Source organism: Halobacillus sp. A1, from assembly GCF_024189295.1.
GTDB lineage: Bacteria > Bacillota > Bacilli > Bacillales > Halobacillaceae > Halobacillus_A.
Genome location: NZ_JAIZEN010000016.1, coordinates 48,230 through 67,480 on the forward strand (window position 1 = coordinate 48,230; position 19,251 = coordinate 67,480).

Genomic DNA, 19,251 nt, shown 5'->3' on the forward strand with positions numbered 1-19,251 from the left:
AATCTATTTATGAACTTAATATTTTGATAGCGGTGTCTGTAACAGGCTTAATAGGGAATCTGGTTAAAGTCCAGAACTGTCCTCGCAACTGTACGTGTAGACGAAAAGAAAAAACCACTGTATTTTTTACGGGAAGGTTTCTTAGTAGGGTGACGCACGAGTCAGTAGACCTGCCGATATCATTCGTTTCAAATCTTCGGGGATTGAGCATTTGAGGCAGCCAGTCGGTTATTCAACGAATTATTCTATAATCCTATGGTCTGTCTTAAGCCTGCTCTTCGAAATGAAGAGCAGGCTTTTTTGCATACTTCTTTTCTGAAGGCTTCGTTATTGTTACATAGTTTATTTTCATGTAAGGTCATAGATCTGGTAGAAGAAGGAGAGAGAGCATGGCTCCTGCGCCCAACATCTTATTAAACCAAATAAAAGAAAAATGTCTTAGGCTACTGCCTTATCGTTGAATAATTCTTATGTGAATATTAGCTGCAACAATTAGCACAGCTTTCAGAGAGCTAAGAAACAAGGGAAAATGGGGAGGCATTAAACATGGAGAAGCTGTATAAGGGATTAATTTTACTTATGTTTTCAACTGCGCTATTAGTTGGTTGTCAGGAAGAAGCGACTGAGGGGGCGGACGAGTCAGCAGCAGAAGATACTACTGTTGAGATCGAGATTTCAGAAAACGAGGGAGAAGAAGTCATCTCAAATGAGGAATATACCGTGGAAGAAGGCACGGTTTTGATGGAAGTGATGGAGGAAAATTATGAAGTTGAGCAAGAAGGAGGCTTCATCAACAGTATAGAAGGAATCGCTCCAGAAGAAGACGAACAAAAAGCCTGGATATATACAATAAACGGGGAAGACGCTTCTGTAGGTGCTCATGAGTACGAACTTGAAGATGGAGACGAAATCAACTTCGATTATCAATCCTGGGAATGATTTGAATGAACACATATAAGCTTACCTTGATTGCCATGCTGGCAGCTTTAGCTGTGGCGGGTAGAATAGCGATGTCACACTTACCAAATATTCAGCCTGTGACCGCTATTATCATAATAGCTGGATTCTGGCTTGGTCCTTTAGCTGGTGTATTGATGGCGGGATTAGTTACTTTCCTTTCAAATGTAATTTTGGGAATGGGGGTATGGACGCTGTGGCAGATCATATCGTGGTCTGTTATCGGTATGATTGCCGGTTTATTAGGTAAATATTGGTCGGCCATGCCTGTTTGGGTTCTCGCTATTTATGGTTTTGTTAGTGGCATATTTTTTGGTTTTATGATTTCAATCACGATGTATACTGCCGGCCAGCCTTTTTGGGGTTATTATTTAGCGGGGCTGCCAATGGATATCAACCATGCCGTGGCTAATACCGTGTTTATCGGACTATTGTCACCAGTGTTAGGTGCCTTGTTTCATCGTTATCAAAAGCGTCATGCCATTACTTGAGAAAGCCGCCTTTACAGGTGGCTTTTTTTGTTGATTGGTCGTCTGAGTAGTTAACTCCGCCAGCTCGGTCCAGTCCATACGCCGCTGAACGAAGCGCTTCCGCTTTCAAAGCCAGGAATCTCATCCATTCCTAACATCACCTAACTTATATTACGGGTCGGAACTAGGAAATGAGAAGAAAAAAACTCTCTTGTACTAACCGTTTCCTCTCGCCCCTCACTATAGATGTACAGTCACGCTAAAAAGCAGTAATTTTTAAAAGAAGTACCGCATAAGTAGTTTCCGGTATTCTCATAAAAGGCAAGAAGGTCCCGAAAATTACGAGACTCCTATGGGAGAACAGTACATGGTGAGATCCTGGAGGGCGTTAGACCGAGGAAGCTCGCTCACCGTACGCCCATGGAAAGCGAGTGATTTCCCGGACCTTCAACCACTATTTGTCTGGCGGAAACAGCACGGAATGCTCGAAACTGAGTCTTCCACAGAAAGAGCCAATTCTTTTCTTATTTCCCTAAAGGGTGTAACTTTTTATATATAGAAACGACATTAACAATGAACGGGAGAGTGTGATGAGGTGGAACCGTTCTTTGAAAAATTTTATGATAAATATCATAACGACTTATATCAATATGTATTCTATATGGTGAAAAACCGGCACGTCACCGAAGACTTGGTTCAGGAAATTTATATTAAAGTTCTGCGTTCCTATGAGAATTTTGATGGAAATAGTACAGAAAAGACGTGGCTGTTTTCGATTGCTAGACATGTGACGATTGACTATTTCCGTAAACAAGGGCGCACGAGGAAAAGGTTCATGGAGTTTTTTAATTGGAATGATAACGAAGAAATTTTACGGGATAAAGACTCTCTCCCTGAGGAGCTAATGGAGAAGAGCGAACAATCTAAAAGGATATATAACGGACTGGATCAATGTACTCTCGATCAAAAAAATGTCATTATTCTTCGTTTCATACAGGGGATGTCAATTCATGAGACCGCTGAAACCCTGGGCTTTTCAGAAAGCAAAGTCAAAACAACACAACACAGGGGATTAAAAATACTTAAAAGGGTTTTAGAGAAGGAGGGTGAAGGTGATGAGTAAAAGTGATAAGGAAATCGAACAGATTCTTTCCGACCTACCTCCGATCACAGATTCTGTAAGTAAAAATGAATACTTGCGAAACATTCAATTAACGATGGAAGGTAGCAGCAAGAAACGGCTTACTTGGCTGCTTCCTGGAGCATGTAGTTTCGCAGGACTAATGATTTTGTCTCTCCTTTTTCCTACTCCCCTTGACGAAGTGAGTGAAGTACCTCTTAATGAAGAGCCATCCTTAAAAAACGCCCCTTTGGAGAAAACAGAAACATTCAGCACCTCTTCAGTCGAACACTTGCCTGGATTGGACGACGAGGTATCTGATCGAGCGCTGGTCAGTTCTTCTATGGAAACTTATGTCTATCGAGCGGTACCTGATACCTCTGCTCAATATATTATTCCACTATCCGTCCCTCAGAATAAAGGGACGGAAGAAGAAATTATTGATAAGTTTTCAAACTCTGAAACAGGCCTTGGCGAAGATAGGCTTGAAAAGGCAGAAATTTTAATTGATGAAGAGAACAGAGAGGCAGTGATTGTTTTTCCTGATGGATTTGAAGGCGGGGGAATTAAATCTAGCCATACGACTATCGAAAGCATCCGATGGACCGTAGCTCCCTACAAAGTAAACTCCATTCGTATAAGTAATGAAAGTGGTAAAGGGGTTCCGTTTCATTCTAAAGGGGAACTTGATTCAATAGATCCAATTAAAGAAGGCGAATATGCTTTCCAATTGTTTAACGGATCAAGCCGAAATTTTCTTATCCCTTTTGCTAGTGAAGCGAACGGAAGATTTGAAAATGTACTAAGTGAAATGAAAAAGGTACAGCGTAATGAACGAACACGCTCAGCTATATTTGAAGGTCTGCACTTTCTTAAAGTTGAAGAAATGGGAGAAACGATTACTTTGGAATTTGATATTGAAGGTTCTGCAGACAGTGGAGAATTGAACACTTCAGTAGAAGCGATTCTTGTGACAGCTGGACAATTCGGTTTTGATTCGGTGAAATTTGAGCATGAGAACCTGCTAATGCTTGGAAGTTATGATATTTCCAGTGAACTTGATGTCCCCGAATATACGAATCCGATTGAAGACCAAGAGTGAAGAGCTTTATTCAAGGGACACTTAACGTGAATTGAAACAAACTCTTTGATAAAATAAGATTGAGGATTAAAGGGGAAGGTGTTCATGGATCACTATGAATTGAGAAAAGTAGTTTCCAGGAAGCTGAAACTTATTCGAGTAGAGTCCGGGTTTAACCAATCGCAAATGGCGAGTATATTAGGAATGTCCAAAAAAACCCTTGTGCAGATAGAGAAAGAACGGATAATGGCGAATTGGACAACTACGGTAGCAGTATGTGCGTTGTTTCCACGAACTGATACACTTCATTCAGCTCTCGAAGGCCGCCCGGAAGAAATTATTATTGAAATAGCACATTCGAAGGTGAAGGATCTGCCTCTACTTCCATGCCAGGTCAATAAAAAAAACCCCTCTTGAATAAGAGGGGAGAGTTTTTCATTCATATTTCAAGGGGTCGCCTTCGAAAGGTTTTTCAGCAATTTTTATGGAATCCGTCGGACAGCCTTCGAAAGCATCCTCCAAATCGTCTTCCAAAAAGTCCAGGACTTGCTCGTTTCCTTCATTATCGTCCAGGACGACGTAGGCTAACCCTTCATCATCATAATCGAATATATCCGGTGCCGCTGCACCACATGCTCCGCATGCAATACATGTATCTTGATCAACGATTGTAAATTTAGGCAAACGATGAACCTCCTTAATGTTTCGCCTCATGAAGTCAGTCGCAGAGGGTCAAGTTTTTAAAAATAGCTATAGAATTTATTGTAAATCGAGTGAATCGACTTTTCAATACATAAGGTAACTGAAATGAGGGCTTATCATGTTCGCAGCAATCCTGCTAGATTGTATCCAGTCCATTCAAGGAGAACGTTCGATCTCGGGAATTCACAATCTTATCCAAGGGAAAAAATCATCTCAAACTTTACAGGATGCTCGACTGTATAAATTAGAGAGGTATTTCGGAATATATCCCTCTCTCAGCAAATTAAATGCACATAAGACCGCAGAGTCTTTGGAAAGGCGTAATTTCATCAGATTTAATCAAGAAAACCATCCTGTCTTAACAGATGAGGGAGAAAAGTATTTAGAAGATTCTTTTATGAAAGACGGAAATTTCTTTTCAGGGATGGAGCACCACCGTAATATCATTCTTTTTGAAAAAAGATTAAGATTATTAATCCAAACTGTAACACATAGTGAATTAAAAGACTTTGCTTTTCTCCCTATTGTTGAAGACCCCTCTGTGCAGGCGTGGATGAAGAGATTATATAGAAATAACGTCATTTCAGATTTGCTCACTTCCCTATATGAAGAGCTTAACTCGGTACTTTCAGCATTATCACACCTCGAGGCTGAATTATTCACCAGAAGGCTGACAGGAGGTGGGCTGATCGGTGAAACGAGAGAGCAGCTGGCACATGATTATCACCTTTCTGTGGAAGATGTTGATTTATTGATTAAACATGCTCTTTTTTATATGTACCGCATTACATTAAGCAGGCAGGAGAACTATCCAGCCCTTACCTTATGTCTAGAAGGTATGGCAAAGGAGACATTAATCACATCTTCTGCAAAACAAACGTTACAATGGTTGAATATAGGTCTCAGCCTCGAAGATATTGTGCAAAAACGACGGTTAAAGCTGAGTACGATCCAGGATCACGTCGTTGAGGCGGCATTAATCGATCCAAGTTTCGATATTGATGGCTTTATATCAAAAGAAGGCCAAAAAGACATCCTTACCACCTTGGAAAACCTCAACACAAATAAACTCAAGAAATTATTTGAGGCGCTTGATCATAATTATAATTATTTTGAAATCAGACTGGTGGTAGCCAGCAGCAAACATACATTCAAGGAGGATCGTCATGCTCCGTCCTCGACTTCATGAACAGTTAAGCCATCACTTTGGGTTTTCGGAATTCCGAGAAGGTCAAAAAGAAATTATAGAAGATGTACTGCAAGGGCAGGATGTACTTGGTATATTACCGACAGGTGTAGGGAAATCTTTATGTTACCAATTACCTTCACTTTTAATGCACGGAACAACGCTAGTAGTGTCTCCCCTTATTTCCTTAATGGTCGACCAAGTCAAGCAGCTCAAAGCGAAGGGTTACAAGTCAGTTATCGCTTTAAACAGCTTCATGGATTATAGAGAACGAACAGCGGCATTGAATCAGCTGAACCATTACAGATTGATTTATGTATCTCCTGAAATGCTGCAAAATCCAAAAATCGAAAAGACACTTCATACGCTGGACGTCAGTTTGTTCGTCATTGATGAAGCTCACTGTATATCTCAGTGGGGTCATGAATTTCGGACAGATTATCTTAAAATGGATCAGGTGATCGAAAAGGTCGGCAACCCGCCGGTACTAGCTTTAAGTGCTACGGCTGCTCCCGATGTCCAAAAAGATATAAAAAAACAGCTTGGACGTACGAATATGATAGACCATATATATCCTATGGACAAGCCGAATATTAGTTTCGCTGTAGAATTCCATGAACACCAGGATGATAAAAAAGGACGTATCCGCCATATGTTAGCTGCACAACGCCTCCCCACCATGATATATTTTTCCAGTCGGCAATCTGCTGAACTGGTTGCTGAAGAGCTGAATATTGCTCTGGATCAGAGGGTCGCGTTCTACCATGGCGGAATGGAACAAATGGATCGACTTCTCGTCCAGCAGCAGTTCATGAAGGACCAGCTGGATGTGATATGCTGCACGAGTGCATTCGGAATGGGGGTGGATAAGCCGAATATTAGAAGGGTTATCCACTATCATTTCCCTACACAAGTAGAGTCCTATATACAAGAGATTGGGAGAGCAGGAAGGGATGGAAAACCATGCGCGAGTATCGTTATGTATACTCCTCATGACCAGTTACTGCCTAAGATGCTTATGGAAAGGGAACTTCCCGAGGAGTCTGCGATAGAACGATTATTCGCCTGGCTCACTAATCATTCGGCTCTGCTTTCGGATGAAGAGATGCACGAGCAATTACAATTATCTGAATCTCAATGGAATTTTCTAAAATACCAGCTGGAAGAGACACAAGTGATTTTACAGAGCAAGGTTATGTTTGACGTTGAGTTATGGAACAAAGCGAAAATGCACATTCGGGCCAATTTGCGGAAACGTTGGAATTATAAAAATGAAAAGTTTCATCAGATGAGAGACTGGTTGTACTTCACAGGTTGTAGGAGGTTGAAGCTTTACGAGCCTTTTCAAGAAGGCGTTAGAAACGCTGAAGTCGATTGCTGCGATCATTGTGGTTTTACTATAGATGATGCACAGCTTATGGAAGAGGAAGCTGCAGACGAGATAACACACAACTCCTGGGATGTCAGGCTTAAACGTATTTTCCTTCAGGAGTCTATAAATGAGTAGGGTGAAGCAAGCTGAGCTTATCAAACAAATGTCATCTAAAGAAATTACGTTTCACCTTTTAATCACACAGGTCGTCTTATTGCTGATCGCCATTGTTTTAAGCTTGATATTTTTTTCATCGCCGTTAGAGCAATGGATAAAGTTATTTGAAGTGCAGTTTCCGGAGTGGGTATTGTTCGGGGTCATTCCAGGTTTGATTGTTATCAGCGTAGACTTCCTTCTCATAGCTTTGCTGCCTGAACGATATTATGATGACGGGGGAATCAATAAAAAGGTATTTGAAAATCAGTCCGTTCTAAAAATTTTTCTTATCACTTTGCTTATTGCTATATGTGAAGAGGCTTTATTCAGAGGAGTACTACAGACGCAATTCGGTTTTGTGATAGCCAGTACTTTGTTTGCACTCATACATTTTCGTTATTTAAAAAAGGTTGTCTTATTCGTTTCTGTATTATTTGTGAGCTATTTCATTGGATATATCTTTCATATAACGGGCAGTCTGCCTATTACGATTACCTCGCATTTTCTTATTGATTTCTTGTTGGGGTTATGGATTTATTCAAGGAGTGGTGAAGGTAATTAGGGATGACGCTCTATGGTTAGTTTTTCAAAAAAAATTATCATTATAAAAATAATCAGCCTATGACCAACAGGCTGATTATTTAAATCAGAAATATTGTTTTTTATCCCTTTCTTGTTTGAGGATTTCTACTGCTTCTCTAAACCGCTGAGAATGAACAATTTCCCTTTCTCTTAGAAATTTAAGGCTGTCATTCAAACAAGGGTCATCTGACATATTTATAATCCATTGATAGGTGGCCCGGGCTTTTTCTTCGGCAGCAATATCTTCATACAAATCTGCGATGGGATCTCCCTTAGCTTGAATATAAGTCGCCGTCCATGGATTTCCTGCTGCATCGTGGTAAAACAACGCTTTATCATGATTGGCATAATGGGGACCGAGACCCGCTTCTTTTAGCTGATCCGGTGTAGCATCTTTCGTAAGTTTATAGACCATAGCAGCGATCATCTCTAAATGGGCGAACTCCTCTGTTCCTATATCTGTAAGCAGACCGATTACTTTGTCCGGAATGGAGTATCTTTGATTCAAGTAGCGCAGCGCTGCAGAAAGTTCCCCATCCGCTCCACCATACTGTTCAATTAAAAATCTAGCTAACCGGGGATTACACTCGCTAACTTTTACAGGATATTGCAATTTTTTTTCATATGTCCACATAGGCATCCTCCCTTTCAGCTATTACATTTGCCATGGCCACGGAGAGTCATTCCAATTCCATGGGTAGGCAGAATAACTGCCTCCAAATTGGCGTAGTGGTCCAAATTGCTGTTCATACTGTGATTTTAATTGTCTGCTCTCAGTTGCTAATTGATTAAACTGCTGAATCGCTCTATAATCTTGAGGGTGGGTGTCTAAGTATAAGGTAAGTTCTACTAGAGCGAAATCCACTTGTTGGATCTTCTCCATCAACTCCGTTTGTTCGCGGGGAGGGTTCAACTTTTATCACCTCGCAGCGGCGTTGGATACGGATTGGAAAGGTTACACTTGTTTGGACAGTTTCGTTAAGGTCAGTTACACTTTACTAAATATTTCAATCAAGGAGACTACACATGACCCCAAGGAATCGCCGTAACTTTACTGATGAATTTAAGAAGCAAGTGGTGCAGTTAAATGAAAACGGAAAACCGAGAAAAGAAATTTTAAAAGAATACGAATTATCATCTTCCGCCTTTGATCGTTGGCTTAGTCAGTTTAGAAATACGGGTTCTTTCAAGGAAGAAGACAACCGGACAGCTGAACAAAATGAAAATATCAGGCTGAAAAAAGAAAATCAGCGTCTTATGATGGAGGTTGATGTTTTAAAGCAAGCGGCGCTGATCATGGGACGAAAGTAAAGGTGATCCAAAACAACCGTCACCAATACTCGGTATCAGCAATGTGTGCCGTCCTACAACTTCCTAAAAGTACATTTTATTATGAAGCGAAAGAAAAAGACTCTTCTGAGGCGGATGATCTGACTCGTCAGATTACGGGGATTTTTCAAGAAAGCCGTCAAAACTACGGGACTCGAAAAATTAAGCACGAGCTCTATAAAAAAGGTTATCAGGTCTCTCGCCGAAGGATTGGGCGGATCATGAAAGAACAGGGACTTGTCTCGAAATACACCATCGCTCAATTTAAACCGATGAAGAGTGCGTGTAATGAGTCAAAACAAGGGAATACGTTGAACCGTGAATTCACTCAAGACCAGGCTCGTAAAGTCGTGGTTAGTGACCTAACTTACGTACGCGTTCATACAAAATGGCATTATATCTGTACGATTTTGGATCTGTATAACCGTGAGATTATCGGCTATAGCTCCGGTCCGCAAAAAGATGCAGCCTTAGTTCAAAAAGCCTTCGCTTCGATTGATGGAAACCTTGATGAATTAGCTCTTTTTCATACGGATCGCGGAAGTGAATTTAAGAATCAAGCCATTGAAGATTTACTTCAAACCTTTCAAATTAATCGTTCTTTAAGTATGAAAGGGTGCCCTTATGATAATGCAGTCGCTGAAGCTACTTATAAGGTGATTAAGACAGAATTTGTTTATGGAGAAACCTTTGAGTCTCAAGAACAATTAAACCTGGCTTTATTTGATTATGTCCACTGGTACAATCATATTCGCATTCATGGCACTCTCAACTACCTTAGTCCTATAGAATTTAAGAAGAAACACCTTAATGAAATTGTCTAGTTTTGTGTTGACAATCCAGATCAAATAGTACGGGCCACAAGGTTCCTTTGCATAGAGCTTCTTTTAACGAATATTGAGGAAGTCCAGTTGGTTGAAATCCAAGATACAGGTTAGGCGGGGTTTGATAATATTTCCATCTCATGGGAGGGCAAGGGTCGGAAGTACTGACATAAGGTTGATACCATTTGATCGGTGTGTACATAATCATCACCTTTCTAACGTTCTATCCTCACGATATGTAAGGAGAACTTGTACTATTCAAAGTTGAAGGCAGGATTGTGTTGGATTAGGGAGAATGAAGATAAAGATCAATAAATAAGGAGTGAGTGTATGTTTGTCAAAAGTATTATGAAACCAGTCCACAAGTCACAAGTAGCTCAAAAAGATGAACGCTTGAATGAGGTTTTGGACAGATTGAATCAAAAAGACTTGCACGCTATGCCAGTGCTCGACAATGATAAATTCATCGGGGTGATTTCTAGAGAAGGAATTTATCGTCATTATTTCGATGGTCGAGAAAGTAAAGAAGTATTTTTGAATGAAAGAACAGCAGGAGAGACCTGTGAAGAAGAGGATCTATTCATCCATGATGAAGAAGTTTTCGAACAAACTCTCCCCACTTTCAAGGGGTATCCAATATTGGCGGTTGTAGATAAAGACAAGACTTTTCAAGGATTGGTTACACGTTATGATGTAATCGAACAATTTGAAAGTGCTTTCGGTGTGAAGAAGAAGGGGGTACGTATTGCCTTTACTTCGGAGGAATCAGAAGGACGTATCGAGCGTCTTGGAGATATCATCAAAAATTACCATGAAAATGTTATATCACTGGCCACATTTGATGAAACCGATAAGCTGGCGAGAAGAATGGTCCTAAAAATAGATAAAAATAACAACATAGAGGCTTTTACAAAAAAACTAGAAAAAACAGGATTTAGAATTATTAGTGTGAAAGAGGTATAGCCAGAACCTCTGTGTTTATGAAAGGTATGTTCCTTCGTGGGGGAAGGTGTAAATTACTTATATAAAGAATATACAAACTTTACACAACAAAAACTTTCCTATTATAATTAATAAAAAACCCCTTATGCGGAGGCTAAATTATGCAAAGTCAAAAGCCGAAATACAATATAAAAGCAGTATCGCAAATGCTGGACATTCAGGCAGGGACGTTGAGAGCATGGGAAAGACGCTACCAGATGATTCGTCCTATCAGAAATGAAGCGGGTCATCGGTTATATACAGATGACCATATCCGCACTTTGAAATGGTTGATTGATAAAGTAAATAAGGGGTTTACAATTTCGCAAGCCGTAGCACTTCTTGAAAACAGAGGAACTGAAGAAGCTCCTAAACAAGAGAAAACTGAAGAAGTGAATCACTTGGATGCTACTGGAAACCAGCTGCTTCATTCTCTTTTATCATTTGATGAAAGAGCAGCCCAGCTTAAGTTAGATGAAGCGTTCAGTTTATTCACGCCGGAAACCGTGGCTATTGATATGATCGGTCCAATATTGGTCAAAATCGGTGATATGTGGGAGAACAAAGAAATTACTAGCGCGCATGAACATTTCGCCAGTAATTTCCTCCGTTCACGGATCGGCATGATGCTTTTGACGATTCCCACTGAAACGATTCAGCCGCGGGCACTGCTGGTATGTGGACCGAATGAAAGTCATGAATTAGGTCTGCTGATCTTCGCCTTATTTTTAAAAAGAAAAGGGTATGAGGTCATTTATTTAGGTCAGAGTATAGCGGGGGGAGATATCGAGATTGTTCTCGATGAAACCGAACCGGATTATTTGTTCATGTCTTGTACGATGAAGAAAAATATTCCATTAACCATCCGACTAGTAGAATCTCTGGATAAACAATATCCCAAATTGAAAATCGGGCTGGGCGGTTATGCTTATGATGTTTTGTCCGAGCTGGACAAAAAACGGCTTGGACCATATATGGTAGGCGGATCTCGAAGTGAGTGGGAGGAGTGGTTAAATCAATAATTGTTAATGATAAGCCCCCTATCATTGGCGAAGAATTGCTCATCTGCGGAATTATGGATATAATGCTAAAAAAAGTGCCATAATTAGAGCAGTCATCATAAGATATAGATAACAGATATCCTTAACAAAAGGGGGCGTATACATGCGAGTAGAAAGAATGTCTAGCGAAAAATTTAAAATATTTCTTACGTTTGATGATTTGTTAGACAGAGGCTTGACTAAAGAAGAATTATGGAACGATCTGCCAAGAGTTCACCGCGTTTTCAGTGATATGATGTATGACGCCGGAGTTGAACTTGGTGTTGAACTTAACGGTATGTTACTCGTTCAGGTTTATCTGCTGCAAGCTCAGGGAATGCTCGTCGTTGTTACCAAATCTAAAGAAGATATAGATGAAGAAGATGGTTATATTGAAATGAAAGTAACACTAGATGAAAGTAAAGAGATGATTTTTGCATTTGAAGATTTCGAAGATGTGATACAGGCAGGGTTCCACTTACATGCGTTAGCTGTCACTAAGGGCGACGTTTATTTGTATAATGATCATTATTATATGATCCTGGATGATGATTCCATATTTCATTTGGAAGCAGAGCAAGTCATTGCCTTGTTATCAGAGTTTTCTTCAGCTTCGGCTATGACTTCTCATCGCTTAATAGAATACGGACATTCAATTATGAAAAACAACGCAATTGAAACGATTTATAAATATTTTTCTAAATAAGTAATTTCTCAACAGAACGGCAGCTTACAGCTTCGTTCTTTTTGTTTTTATGTTAAATATTTTATTTTATTCATAATAGAGTTCTTAAAGTAACTGGCAGGATTGTGGAAGACTTGATTTAGACATAATCGGAGTTCGTTGCCCTATTATGCGTCAGGGGTTGTTGGGAAGCTACTCGCTTTCCTGTGGGGGAAGTGGCGAGCTTCCTCGGGCTTTTCAGCCCTGCGGGATCTCGCCTACATCCTTCTCCCAGTCTTACACTTATATTAATCTAGGGCGTGAATCCGTTCATAAACCATATGGGGGACTATCCAGCTCCAGCGCTTAGCGGCTACTGAGACTTCCTTCACTTCTGTACGATAAGTCAACATCGAATCACTTCGTTCTTCGTGTTTCCTTTATCTCCGCCAGCTCAGTCCAGTCCATACGCCGCTGACCAAAGCGCTTCCGCTTTTACAAAGGGAGTCTCGCAGCTTCCCAACAACCCCGTACGAAATGGAATGAACGAACCCCCTGGTATTGGAAAAGACTTCTGATCTCTTATCTAAGCTGAGTATTCCGGCTATAGAGGTTATCGCCTAACGAGACTGGCAAGTCAACACCGAATCATTTTATTCTGGTTTCCTTTATCTCCCCCAGCTCAGTCCAGTCCATACACATTCTTTTTGAAATGGATTACAATTAATCTTATCCAAGAAGACAAAAAGTGATTAACCGCATGTGACGTAGCCTATTAGACAATAAACATTTAGCCATGAAAAGATCAATTTGTTGTAATGGGGTATTGGAAATGGGGCGACTTGTCTTTGCCACTCAAAAAGAGCTGTACTACACTCAAAGCAGTGTCTCAGATGTTTCCGTGAACCTGACAAACTTAAAGGAGGTCCGGGAAATTGCGAGACTCCTGTGGGAAAAGAGTGCTTGGTGAGACCCCGCAGGACGGGACGTCCGAGGAGGATCACCGCGCTCCCACGGAAAGCGAGTGATTTCCCGGACCTCCAAACGCTGTCAAACGTAACGGAAAACAGCTCTAACATCTTGAAACTGAGTCTTCCACTAAAGGGAGTTTATATGATAAAGATAAGACTTGGATTTAAAAGGTGCTTGTTTATTATTAGATAGATGGACCAGTGAGAACGTGTTAAAATATACAGGTTGATATTTATTTAAATGGACTGAAGAATGGAGTGTACGGGCATGAAGATTGCTGTTTTATATGGAGGAGTATCTGGTGAGAGAGAAGTCTCGCTATCGACGGGTAAAGGTATTATTAAAGCGTTAAAAAATAAAGGTCACGAAGTAATAGGTATCGATTTTGATCCTAGTAAATTAAAAGAACTGCTGCAGCTGGACGTCGACCTTGTCTTCATAGGGCTGCATGGCCGATTCGGAGAAGACGGAAAAATTCAAGGATTACTGGATATGTTGAATATTCCTTATGTAGGTTCCGGAGTCCTTTCGTCCGCGCTAGCGATGGACAAAGCGAAATCAAAACAAATCTTCGCTGCTGAAGGGATCAAGACCGCACGAAGCCAATCTTATGTGATCAACCAATTTGAAAACACAGAAGAGATTGCACGCAGCGTTAGGGACCAGTTTAATGTACCTTTTGTTGTTAAACCAAATCAAGAAGGTTCTACTTTAGGCTTAACAATAGTTAAGGAAGAGCAACACATTGATAAAGCTATAGAGGTTGCTGCTGCATCTGATACAGTAATCCTAGTGGAGGATTATGTAGGTGGAAGAGAGGTTACTGTCCCTGTCATCGGTAAGCAAGGCAGTGAACAAGCACTCCCTGTCATAGAAATCATTCCTAAAAATGACTACTATGATTTTGATTCAAAATATAAGCCAGGCGGAAGTGAGCATATAGTTCCTGCGCAGGTATCTGATGACTTAACGAAACGGCTGCAAGAAGATGCCGTCAAAGCTCACCAGCTTTTAGGGTGTGATGTCTATTCACGCGTAGATTTTATTATAGATGCTCACAATAATGCCATAATACTAGAAGTGAACACTTTGCCTGGGATGACCCCGACCAGCCTTTTTCCAGATTCTGCACAAGTCGTTGGCTTGAATTATGATGATCTTGTAGAGCGATTTGTAGAGTTGTCCCTACAGGAGTAGAAGTTATTGTTGTAATCGCTTACATTCCGTTAGAAAAATAAGAAAGAAAGCTGTATATTCGCTTTGCATAACGGTGTCTAGAGTGTATACTATTGACTGAAAGACCACCCAAGCGAATGGTTTCACATAGGAGGTAAATCGATGGTAGCCGATAAAGCTGACGTCAATGCTAATGAACAAAATGATAAGTTGGATGTATTAAAGTCGACACAGACTGTCGTAAAAAAAGCGTTAGACAAACTTGGATATCCAAACGAAGTATATGAATTATTAAAAGAACCTATACGGATGATGACGGTTAGAATTCCTGTCCGCATGGATGATGATTCGATTAAAATATTTACAGGTTTCAGGGCGCAGCATAATGATGCTGTAGGTCCTACAAAAGGCGGCGTTCGATTTCACCCGAACGTTTCAGAAAAAGAAGTGAAGGCTTTATCAATTTGGATGAGTTTAAAAGCGGGCATTGTCGATTTACCTTACGGCGGAGGTAAAGGGGGCATTGTGTGTGATCCAAGAGAGATGTCCTTCCGAGAACTAGAAGGGATCAGTCGTGGTTACGTCCGTGCCATCAGTCAAATCGTAGGGCCGACCAAAGATATTCCAGCGCCAGATGTGTTTACGAATTCACAGATTATGGCTTGGATGATGGATGAATACAGCCGGATCGATGAATTCAACAATCCAGGTTTCATCACAGGGAAGCCGTTAGTGCTGGGTGGTTCACACGGACGTGAGTCGGCAACTGCAAAAGGAGTGACCATCTGCATTGAGGAAGCGGCTAAGAAAAAAGGGATCCAGATTGAAGGCGCCCGCGTAGTCGTTCAAGGGTTCGGAAATGCAGGAAGCTTTTTAGCTAAATTCATGCATGATAAGGGCGCTAATGTAGTGGGAATATCTGACGCTCAAGGGGCTTTATACGATCCGAATGGGCTAGATATTGAATACTTATTGGATCGCAGGGACAGCTTCGGAACAGTGACGAACCTATTTAAGAATACAATTTCCAATAAGGAGCTTTTGGAGCTGGATTGTGACATATTGGTTCCAGCAGCCATTGAAAATCAGATCACTGAGGATAATGCGGATAAAATCAAAGCAAGCATTGTGGTAGAAGCAGCAAACGGGCCGACCACCATAGATGCTACGCGTATGCTTTCTGAACGTGGAATCCTGTTAGTTCCGGATGTTCTGGCATCAGCCGGGGGAGTGACGGTTTCTTATTTTGAATGGGTGCAGAACAACCAGGGTTACTATTGGACGGAAGAAGAAGTCGAAGAGAAATTGTATCAAGTCATTGTCAAAGGGTTCGATAACGTTTATAGGACTGCGGAGACGCGTCGTGTAGACATGAGGCTGGCCGCTTACATGGTCGGTGTAAGAAAGATGGCTGAGGCCTCCAGGTTCCGCGGATGGGTTTAACTTGATTCGCATGCATAAATCTCCTATCATTTACATGGTAGGAGATTTTCTATTGAGATGGTTTAATGTGGAATAGGAGTGACAAAGGTGCAGGAAGAAAAAGTAATAATTATAGGTTCAGGCCCATGTGGCATGAGTGCCGCGATTGAACTTAAAAAAATAGGCATAGATTCTTTGATTATCGAAAAGGGAAGTGTCGTGAATTCCATTTATCATTACCCGACCCACCAGACATTCTTCAGTTCAAGTGAAAAGCTGGAAATTGGTGAAATCCCATTTATAACCGAACGGCAGAAACCAGTAAGAAACGAAGCGCTGTCTTATTATCGGGCGGTAGCAGGACGTGAAAATCTGCGCATCCAACCTTTTGAGAAGGTTGAAAAAGTTGTGAAATCGAATGGAAAATTCCTTCTTTCCACTGAAAAAAACTCAGGTGAAAAGGTCGAGTATACCTCTGATTTCGTTATTGTAGCGACAGGCTATTATGACCAACCTAACCAAATGGGAGTCAAAGGAGAAGAGTTGGATAAAGTAATGCATTACTTTAAGGAAGCTCACCCTTACTATCATCGGGATGTCGTCATTGTCGGCGGAAAAAATTCAGCTGCTGATGCGGCATTGGAATTAGTTAAAGCAGAAGCAAACGTTACAGTGCTATACCGGGGAGAAGATTATTCCAGAAGTATAAAGCCATGGATTCTGCCTCAATTCGAAGCGCTTGTTAATAAAGGCGTCATTGACATGAAGTTCTGTGCCAATCTTAAAGAAATAACAGATGATCAAGTCATTTATGAATGTAAAGGGGAAGAACGCAGCATTCCCAATGATTTCGTATTTGCGATGACAGGGTATCGTCCAGACCATTCGTTTATTAAAAACATGGGAGTCGATATGGATGAGCACACAGGCAGGCCGTCCTTTGATCCAAATACGATGGAAACAAACGTCGAAGGTATTTATATTGCAGGTGTAATTGCAGCTGGCTACAACAATAATGAAATTTTTATAGAAAATGGACGTTTTCACGGCGGACATATCGCCCGTGCCATTAAACAGAAAGAAGCCGAATAATCGATATTCGGCTTCTTTTTTATTTTTGTTACGACCTAAATATGCTTCCACACGAATTAACGATTTAATTAGTAGCTGAACATAGGTGTAAGTTCGAGAGGGTTGTTCGTCATCTCTAATACGACCATCAGCTTTATGCGTGCTTTAGGGCCTGTTAGACCATTGGCAAATATGACTCCCATACTTTGCAGTTGGCTCCCGCCCCCTTTATAGCTGTAAGTCGGCTGCACAATGCCTTGATAGCACCTGGAAACAAGAACGACGGAAATTCCTTTTTCAATCGTTGTTTGAATGGAAGCAATCGTCTCTGGGGGAAGGTTTCCCTGACCGAGCGCCTCAATGACCAGCCCATCGATGCCGCTCTCTTTGACTGCATCTATGATAGAACCGTCCATACCCGCATATGCCTTGATCAGAGCTACTTTCTTACTCAATTTTTGAATAGGATAAGAATCATGTGTAGTCGTTTTATGATGGAAGAAGACTTCGTTTTTCGTAGTAATTCCTATTGGGCCGTATTGCGGACTTTGGAAAGTCGCTACGTTGCTGGTTGATGTTTTCGTCACATTCTTCGCCGTGTGTATTTCATCATTCATGACGACGAGTACACCTTTACCCTGTGCCTCGTCACAGCTTGAAACACGAATTGCGCTAAGTAAATTATAAAGACCGTCCGACCCAATTTCATTACTCGATCTCATAGCTCCCGTGACGATGACAGGTTTTTTTGTTTGGAGAAACAAATCAAGAAAATATGCAGTTTCTTCAAGAGTGTCTGTTCCATGAGTGATCACGATTCCATCATAATTTTTTTCTGCCATTTTTTCATGAATATACTGACCGAGCTGAAGCATGTGTTCAGGACCGATATGTGGAGAAGGAAGGTAAAAAAGAATTTCATCTTCAATGACTGTCGATCCTTTTAAATGAGTGGAAATTTCATCTAGAGGATGCTTTCCCTCAGTATTGACTTCGCCGGTTTCTTTATTTTCTTTCATAGATATAGTGCCGCCTGTATGTATCACTAGTATGGTTTTCATAAGGACCTCCTGCCTATTCATATTCCTTTTCTTACTTTTCCATGATACGATTAAATCTGTGGGATGGGAAGAGAGGGCGGATATTTTATGGCCATATTTACTGCGGCTATTGCACCTGCGGTTGCACTAATGACTTTTATATATTTCAGTAAAAGAATCGAACTGGAGCCGTTACCTTTAATCGTCCGCATGTTCATTCTCGGAGCGATTCTAGTCTTTCCACTTATGTTCATCCAGTATGCGTTTGAGACGGAGGGACTGCTCCAGGAGCCCGTGCTAAAGTCGATTTTTCTCGCGGGATTGCTGGAGGAATTTTTCAAATGGTTCTTTTTATTATTTGTAGCCTATCGTCATGCGGCATTCGATCATCATTATGATGGGATTATTTACGGAGTAGCGATCAGCTTAGGGTTTGCCACCTTGGAAAATATTATTTATATTTTTGCAAATGGAATAGAGATTGCATTATTACGAGCCGTTTTTCCAGTATCTTCACATGCCTTGTTTGGCGTCATGATGGGCTATTATATGGGAGAAGCGAAGTTCAAAGTAAGCAAAAAGAAGTTTGCACTGGCTCTTGCATTAGTTATACCTTTTTCATTACATAGCTTGTACGACTATTTTATAGTAAAGTCCAACTGGCTGATTTATATAGCTCCTTTTATGATCATTTTATGGGTGGTCGGTGTGAGAAAAATCAAAATTGCAAACCGTCACCACGAAAAACTTCTGAATTCATACACGGAATAAAAGCTTCCTCAATTGAGAATTGAGGAATAGCCGTTTGGTTTTTGTTGAGAAACTGACGTAATAGTATACTAAATAGCAGACCAACCCGCATATGGATTGGTCTGCTGTTTTTGTTTGAATTATATAAGATGTGGAAAAATGTGCAGATTGTGAAAGGTAGTTCTTAAACTAACTGGCAGGATACTTTAAGACTCAGTTTCGAGATAACCAGGGTTCGTGGCTGTAATGAGAGTCAGGGGTGGTTGGGAAGCTACTCGCTTTCCTGTGGGGGAAGTGGCGAGCTTCCTCGGGCTTTTCAGCCCTGTGGGATCTCGCCTACATCCTTCTCCCACGGG

Annotated in this window: 21 protein-coding genes and 1 riboswitch; of the genes, 16 read left to right on the top strand and 5 right to left on the bottom strand. The window is 40.9% G+C overall.

Annotated elements, in window-relative coordinates:
- Positions 1–13 precede the first annotated feature (13 nt).
- Positions 14–192: riboswitch (cobalamin riboswitch) on the top strand.
- Positions 193–546: 354 nt separating this feature from the next.
- The 5 genes from LF817_RS15245 to LF817_RS15265 all read left to right on the top strand — a co-directional run bounded on the left by LF817_RS15245 (position 547) and on the right by LF817_RS15265 (position 4,045).
- Entirely contained in the window at positions 547–939 is a 393-nt protein-coding gene (locus tag LF817_RS15245) for a DUF4430 domain-containing protein (RefSeq protein WP_253936666.1), read from the top strand.
- 5 nt (positions 940–944) lie between these two features.
- Positions 945–1,448 (top strand): ECF transporter S component, encoded by a 504-nt coding sequence (locus tag LF817_RS15250; protein WP_253936667.1) that lies wholly within the window; start codon positions 945–947, stop codon positions 1,446–1,448.
- A 574-nt stretch (positions 1,449–2,022) separates the two neighbouring features.
- A complete protein-coding gene (gene sigX / locus LF817_RS15255; protein ID WP_253936668.1) occupies positions 2,023–2,550 on the top strand; it encodes an RNA polymerase sigma factor SigX in 528 nt (175 codons plus the stop codon).
- Positions 2,543–3,649: a hypothetical protein gene (locus LF817_RS15260; RefSeq protein ID WP_253936669.1), complete on the top strand. Its 1,107-nt coding sequence runs from the start codon at positions 2,543–2,545 to the stop codon at positions 3,647–3,649. Before sigX ends, LF817_RS15260 begins: the two co-directional genes overlap by 8 nt.
- Before the next feature lie 84 nt (positions 3,650–3,733).
- Complete coding sequence (locus tag LF817_RS15265) at positions 3,734–4,045, top strand: helix-turn-helix transcriptional regulator (protein ID WP_253936670.1); 312 nt, start codon at positions 3,734–3,736, stop codon at positions 4,043–4,045.
- Positions 4,046–4,063: 18 nt separating this feature from the next.
- Here LF817_RS15265 and LF817_RS15270 read toward each other — a convergent pair whose 3' ends face one another.
- Positions 4,064–4,312, bottom strand: a complete 249-nt coding sequence (locus LF817_RS15270) for a ferredoxin (RefSeq protein WP_253936671.1) — start codon at positions 4,310–4,312, stop codon at positions 4,064–4,066.
- Positions 4,313–4,448: 136 nt separating this feature from the next.
- Between LF817_RS15270 and LF817_RS15275 the strand changes: the two genes are divergently transcribed.
- The 3 genes from LF817_RS15275 to LF817_RS15285 are packed head-to-tail and all read left to right on the top strand — an operon-like array spanning position 4,449 to position 7,606.
- On the top strand, positions 4,449–5,519 hold the full coding sequence (locus LF817_RS15275; protein ID WP_253936672.1) for a YpbB family protein: 1,071 nt from the start codon (positions 4,449–4,451) through the stop codon (positions 5,517–5,519).
- Positions 5,497–7,023 (top strand): RecQ family ATP-dependent DNA helicase, encoded by a 1,527-nt coding sequence (locus tag LF817_RS15280; protein ID WP_253936673.1) that lies wholly within the window; start codon positions 5,497–5,499, stop codon positions 7,021–7,023. Before LF817_RS15275 ends, LF817_RS15280 begins: the two co-directional genes overlap by 23 nt.
- Entirely contained in the window at positions 7,016–7,606 is a 591-nt protein-coding gene (locus LF817_RS15285; protein WP_253936674.1) for a CPBP family intramembrane glutamic endopeptidase, read from the top strand. The genes LF817_RS15280 and LF817_RS15285 overlap by 8 nt, the downstream gene beginning before the upstream one ends.
- Positions 7,607–7,690: 84 nt before the next feature.
- On the opposite strand, the gene LF817_RS15290 is transcribed toward LF817_RS15285, so the two are convergent.
- Together LF817_RS15290 and LF817_RS15295 are read right to left on the bottom strand one after the other, a co-directional pair.
- Positions 7,691–8,260 (bottom strand): manganese catalase family protein, encoded by a 570-nt coding sequence (locus tag LF817_RS15290; RefSeq protein WP_253936675.1) that lies wholly within the window; start codon positions 8,258–8,260, stop codon positions 7,691–7,693.
- A gap of 21 nt (positions 8,261–8,281) precedes the next feature.
- Positions 8,282–8,509 (bottom strand): spore coat protein CotJB, encoded by a 228-nt coding sequence (locus tag LF817_RS15295; RefSeq protein ID WP_253936688.1) that lies wholly within the window; start codon positions 8,507–8,509, stop codon positions 8,282–8,284.
- Between the two features lie 143 nt (positions 8,510–8,652).
- Here LF817_RS15295 and LF817_RS15300 point away from each other — a divergent pair.
- Positions 8,653–9,779, top strand: a protein-coding gene (locus LF817_RS15300; protein ID WP_253936676.1) for an IS3 family transposase whose coding sequence is annotated in 2 segments (ribosomal slippage) — positions 8,653–8,902 and positions 8,902–9,779 — 1,128 coding nt in all. Because the reading frame shifts where the segments join, the coding sequence is not laid out codon by codon here.
- Here LF817_RS15300 and LF817_RS15305 read toward each other — a convergent pair.
- Positions 9,763–9,981, bottom strand: coding sequence for a spore coat associated protein CotJA (locus LF817_RS15305; protein WP_253936677.1), 219 nt, complete (start codon positions 9,979–9,981; stop codon positions 9,763–9,765). The two genes, LF817_RS15300 and LF817_RS15305, sit on opposite strands and share 17 nt — an antisense overlap.
- A gap of 128 nt (positions 9,982–10,109) precedes the next feature.
- Between LF817_RS15305 and LF817_RS15310 the strand changes: the two genes are divergently transcribed.
- The 6 genes from LF817_RS15310 (at position 10,110) to LF817_RS15335 (ending at position 17,126) form a co-directional block, all read left to right on the top strand.
- The gene (locus LF817_RS15310) at positions 10,110–10,742 is read left to right on the top strand and encodes a CBS domain-containing protein (protein WP_253936678.1); all 633 of its coding nucleotides are present in this window, start codon (positions 10,110–10,112) and stop codon (positions 10,740–10,742) included.
- 140 nt (positions 10,743–10,882) lie between these two features.
- Positions 10,883–11,782 (top strand): MerR family transcriptional regulator, encoded by a 900-nt coding sequence (locus tag LF817_RS15315; RefSeq protein WP_253936679.1) that lies wholly within the window; start codon positions 10,883–10,885, stop codon positions 11,780–11,782.
- Positions 11,783–11,924: 142 nt separating this feature from the next.
- Positions 11,925–12,506 carry a genetic competence negative regulator gene (locus tag LF817_RS15320; protein ID WP_253936680.1) on the top strand — a complete coding sequence of 194 codons (582 nt, stop codon included), beginning with the start codon at positions 11,925–11,927 and terminating at the stop codon, positions 12,504–12,506.
- Between the two features lie 1,197 nt (positions 12,507–13,703).
- Complete coding sequence (locus LF817_RS15325) at positions 13,704–14,633, top strand: D-alanine--D-alanine ligase (RefSeq protein ID WP_253936681.1); 930 nt, start codon at positions 13,704–13,706, stop codon at positions 14,631–14,633.
- A gap of 141 nt (positions 14,634–14,774) precedes the next feature.
- Positions 14,775–16,055 (top strand): Glu/Leu/Phe/Val family dehydrogenase, encoded by a 1,281-nt coding sequence (locus LF817_RS15330; protein WP_253936682.1) that lies wholly within the window; start codon positions 14,775–14,777, stop codon positions 16,053–16,055.
- 87 nt (positions 16,056–16,142) lie between these two features.
- Positions 16,143–17,126 carry a YpdA family putative bacillithiol disulfide reductase gene (locus LF817_RS15335; RefSeq protein WP_253936683.1) on the top strand — a complete coding sequence of 328 codons (984 nt, stop codon included), beginning with the start codon at positions 16,143–16,145 and terminating at the stop codon, positions 17,124–17,126.
- A gap of 68 nt (positions 17,127–17,194) precedes the next feature.
- Here LF817_RS15335 and LF817_RS15340 read toward each other — a convergent pair whose 3' ends face one another.
- On the bottom strand, positions 17,195–18,166 hold the full coding sequence (locus LF817_RS15340; protein ID WP_253936684.1) for an asparaginase: 972 nt from the start codon (positions 18,164–18,166) through the stop codon (positions 17,195–17,197).
- Positions 18,167–18,253: 87 nt separating this feature from the next.
- On the opposite strand from LF817_RS15340, the gene prsW reads away from it, so the two are divergent.
- On the top strand, positions 18,254–18,916 hold the full coding sequence (gene prsW, locus LF817_RS15345; RefSeq protein WP_253936685.1) for a glutamic-type intramembrane protease PrsW: 663 nt from the start codon (positions 18,254–18,256) through the stop codon (positions 18,914–18,916).
- Positions 18,917–19,251: the final 335 nt, after the last annotated feature.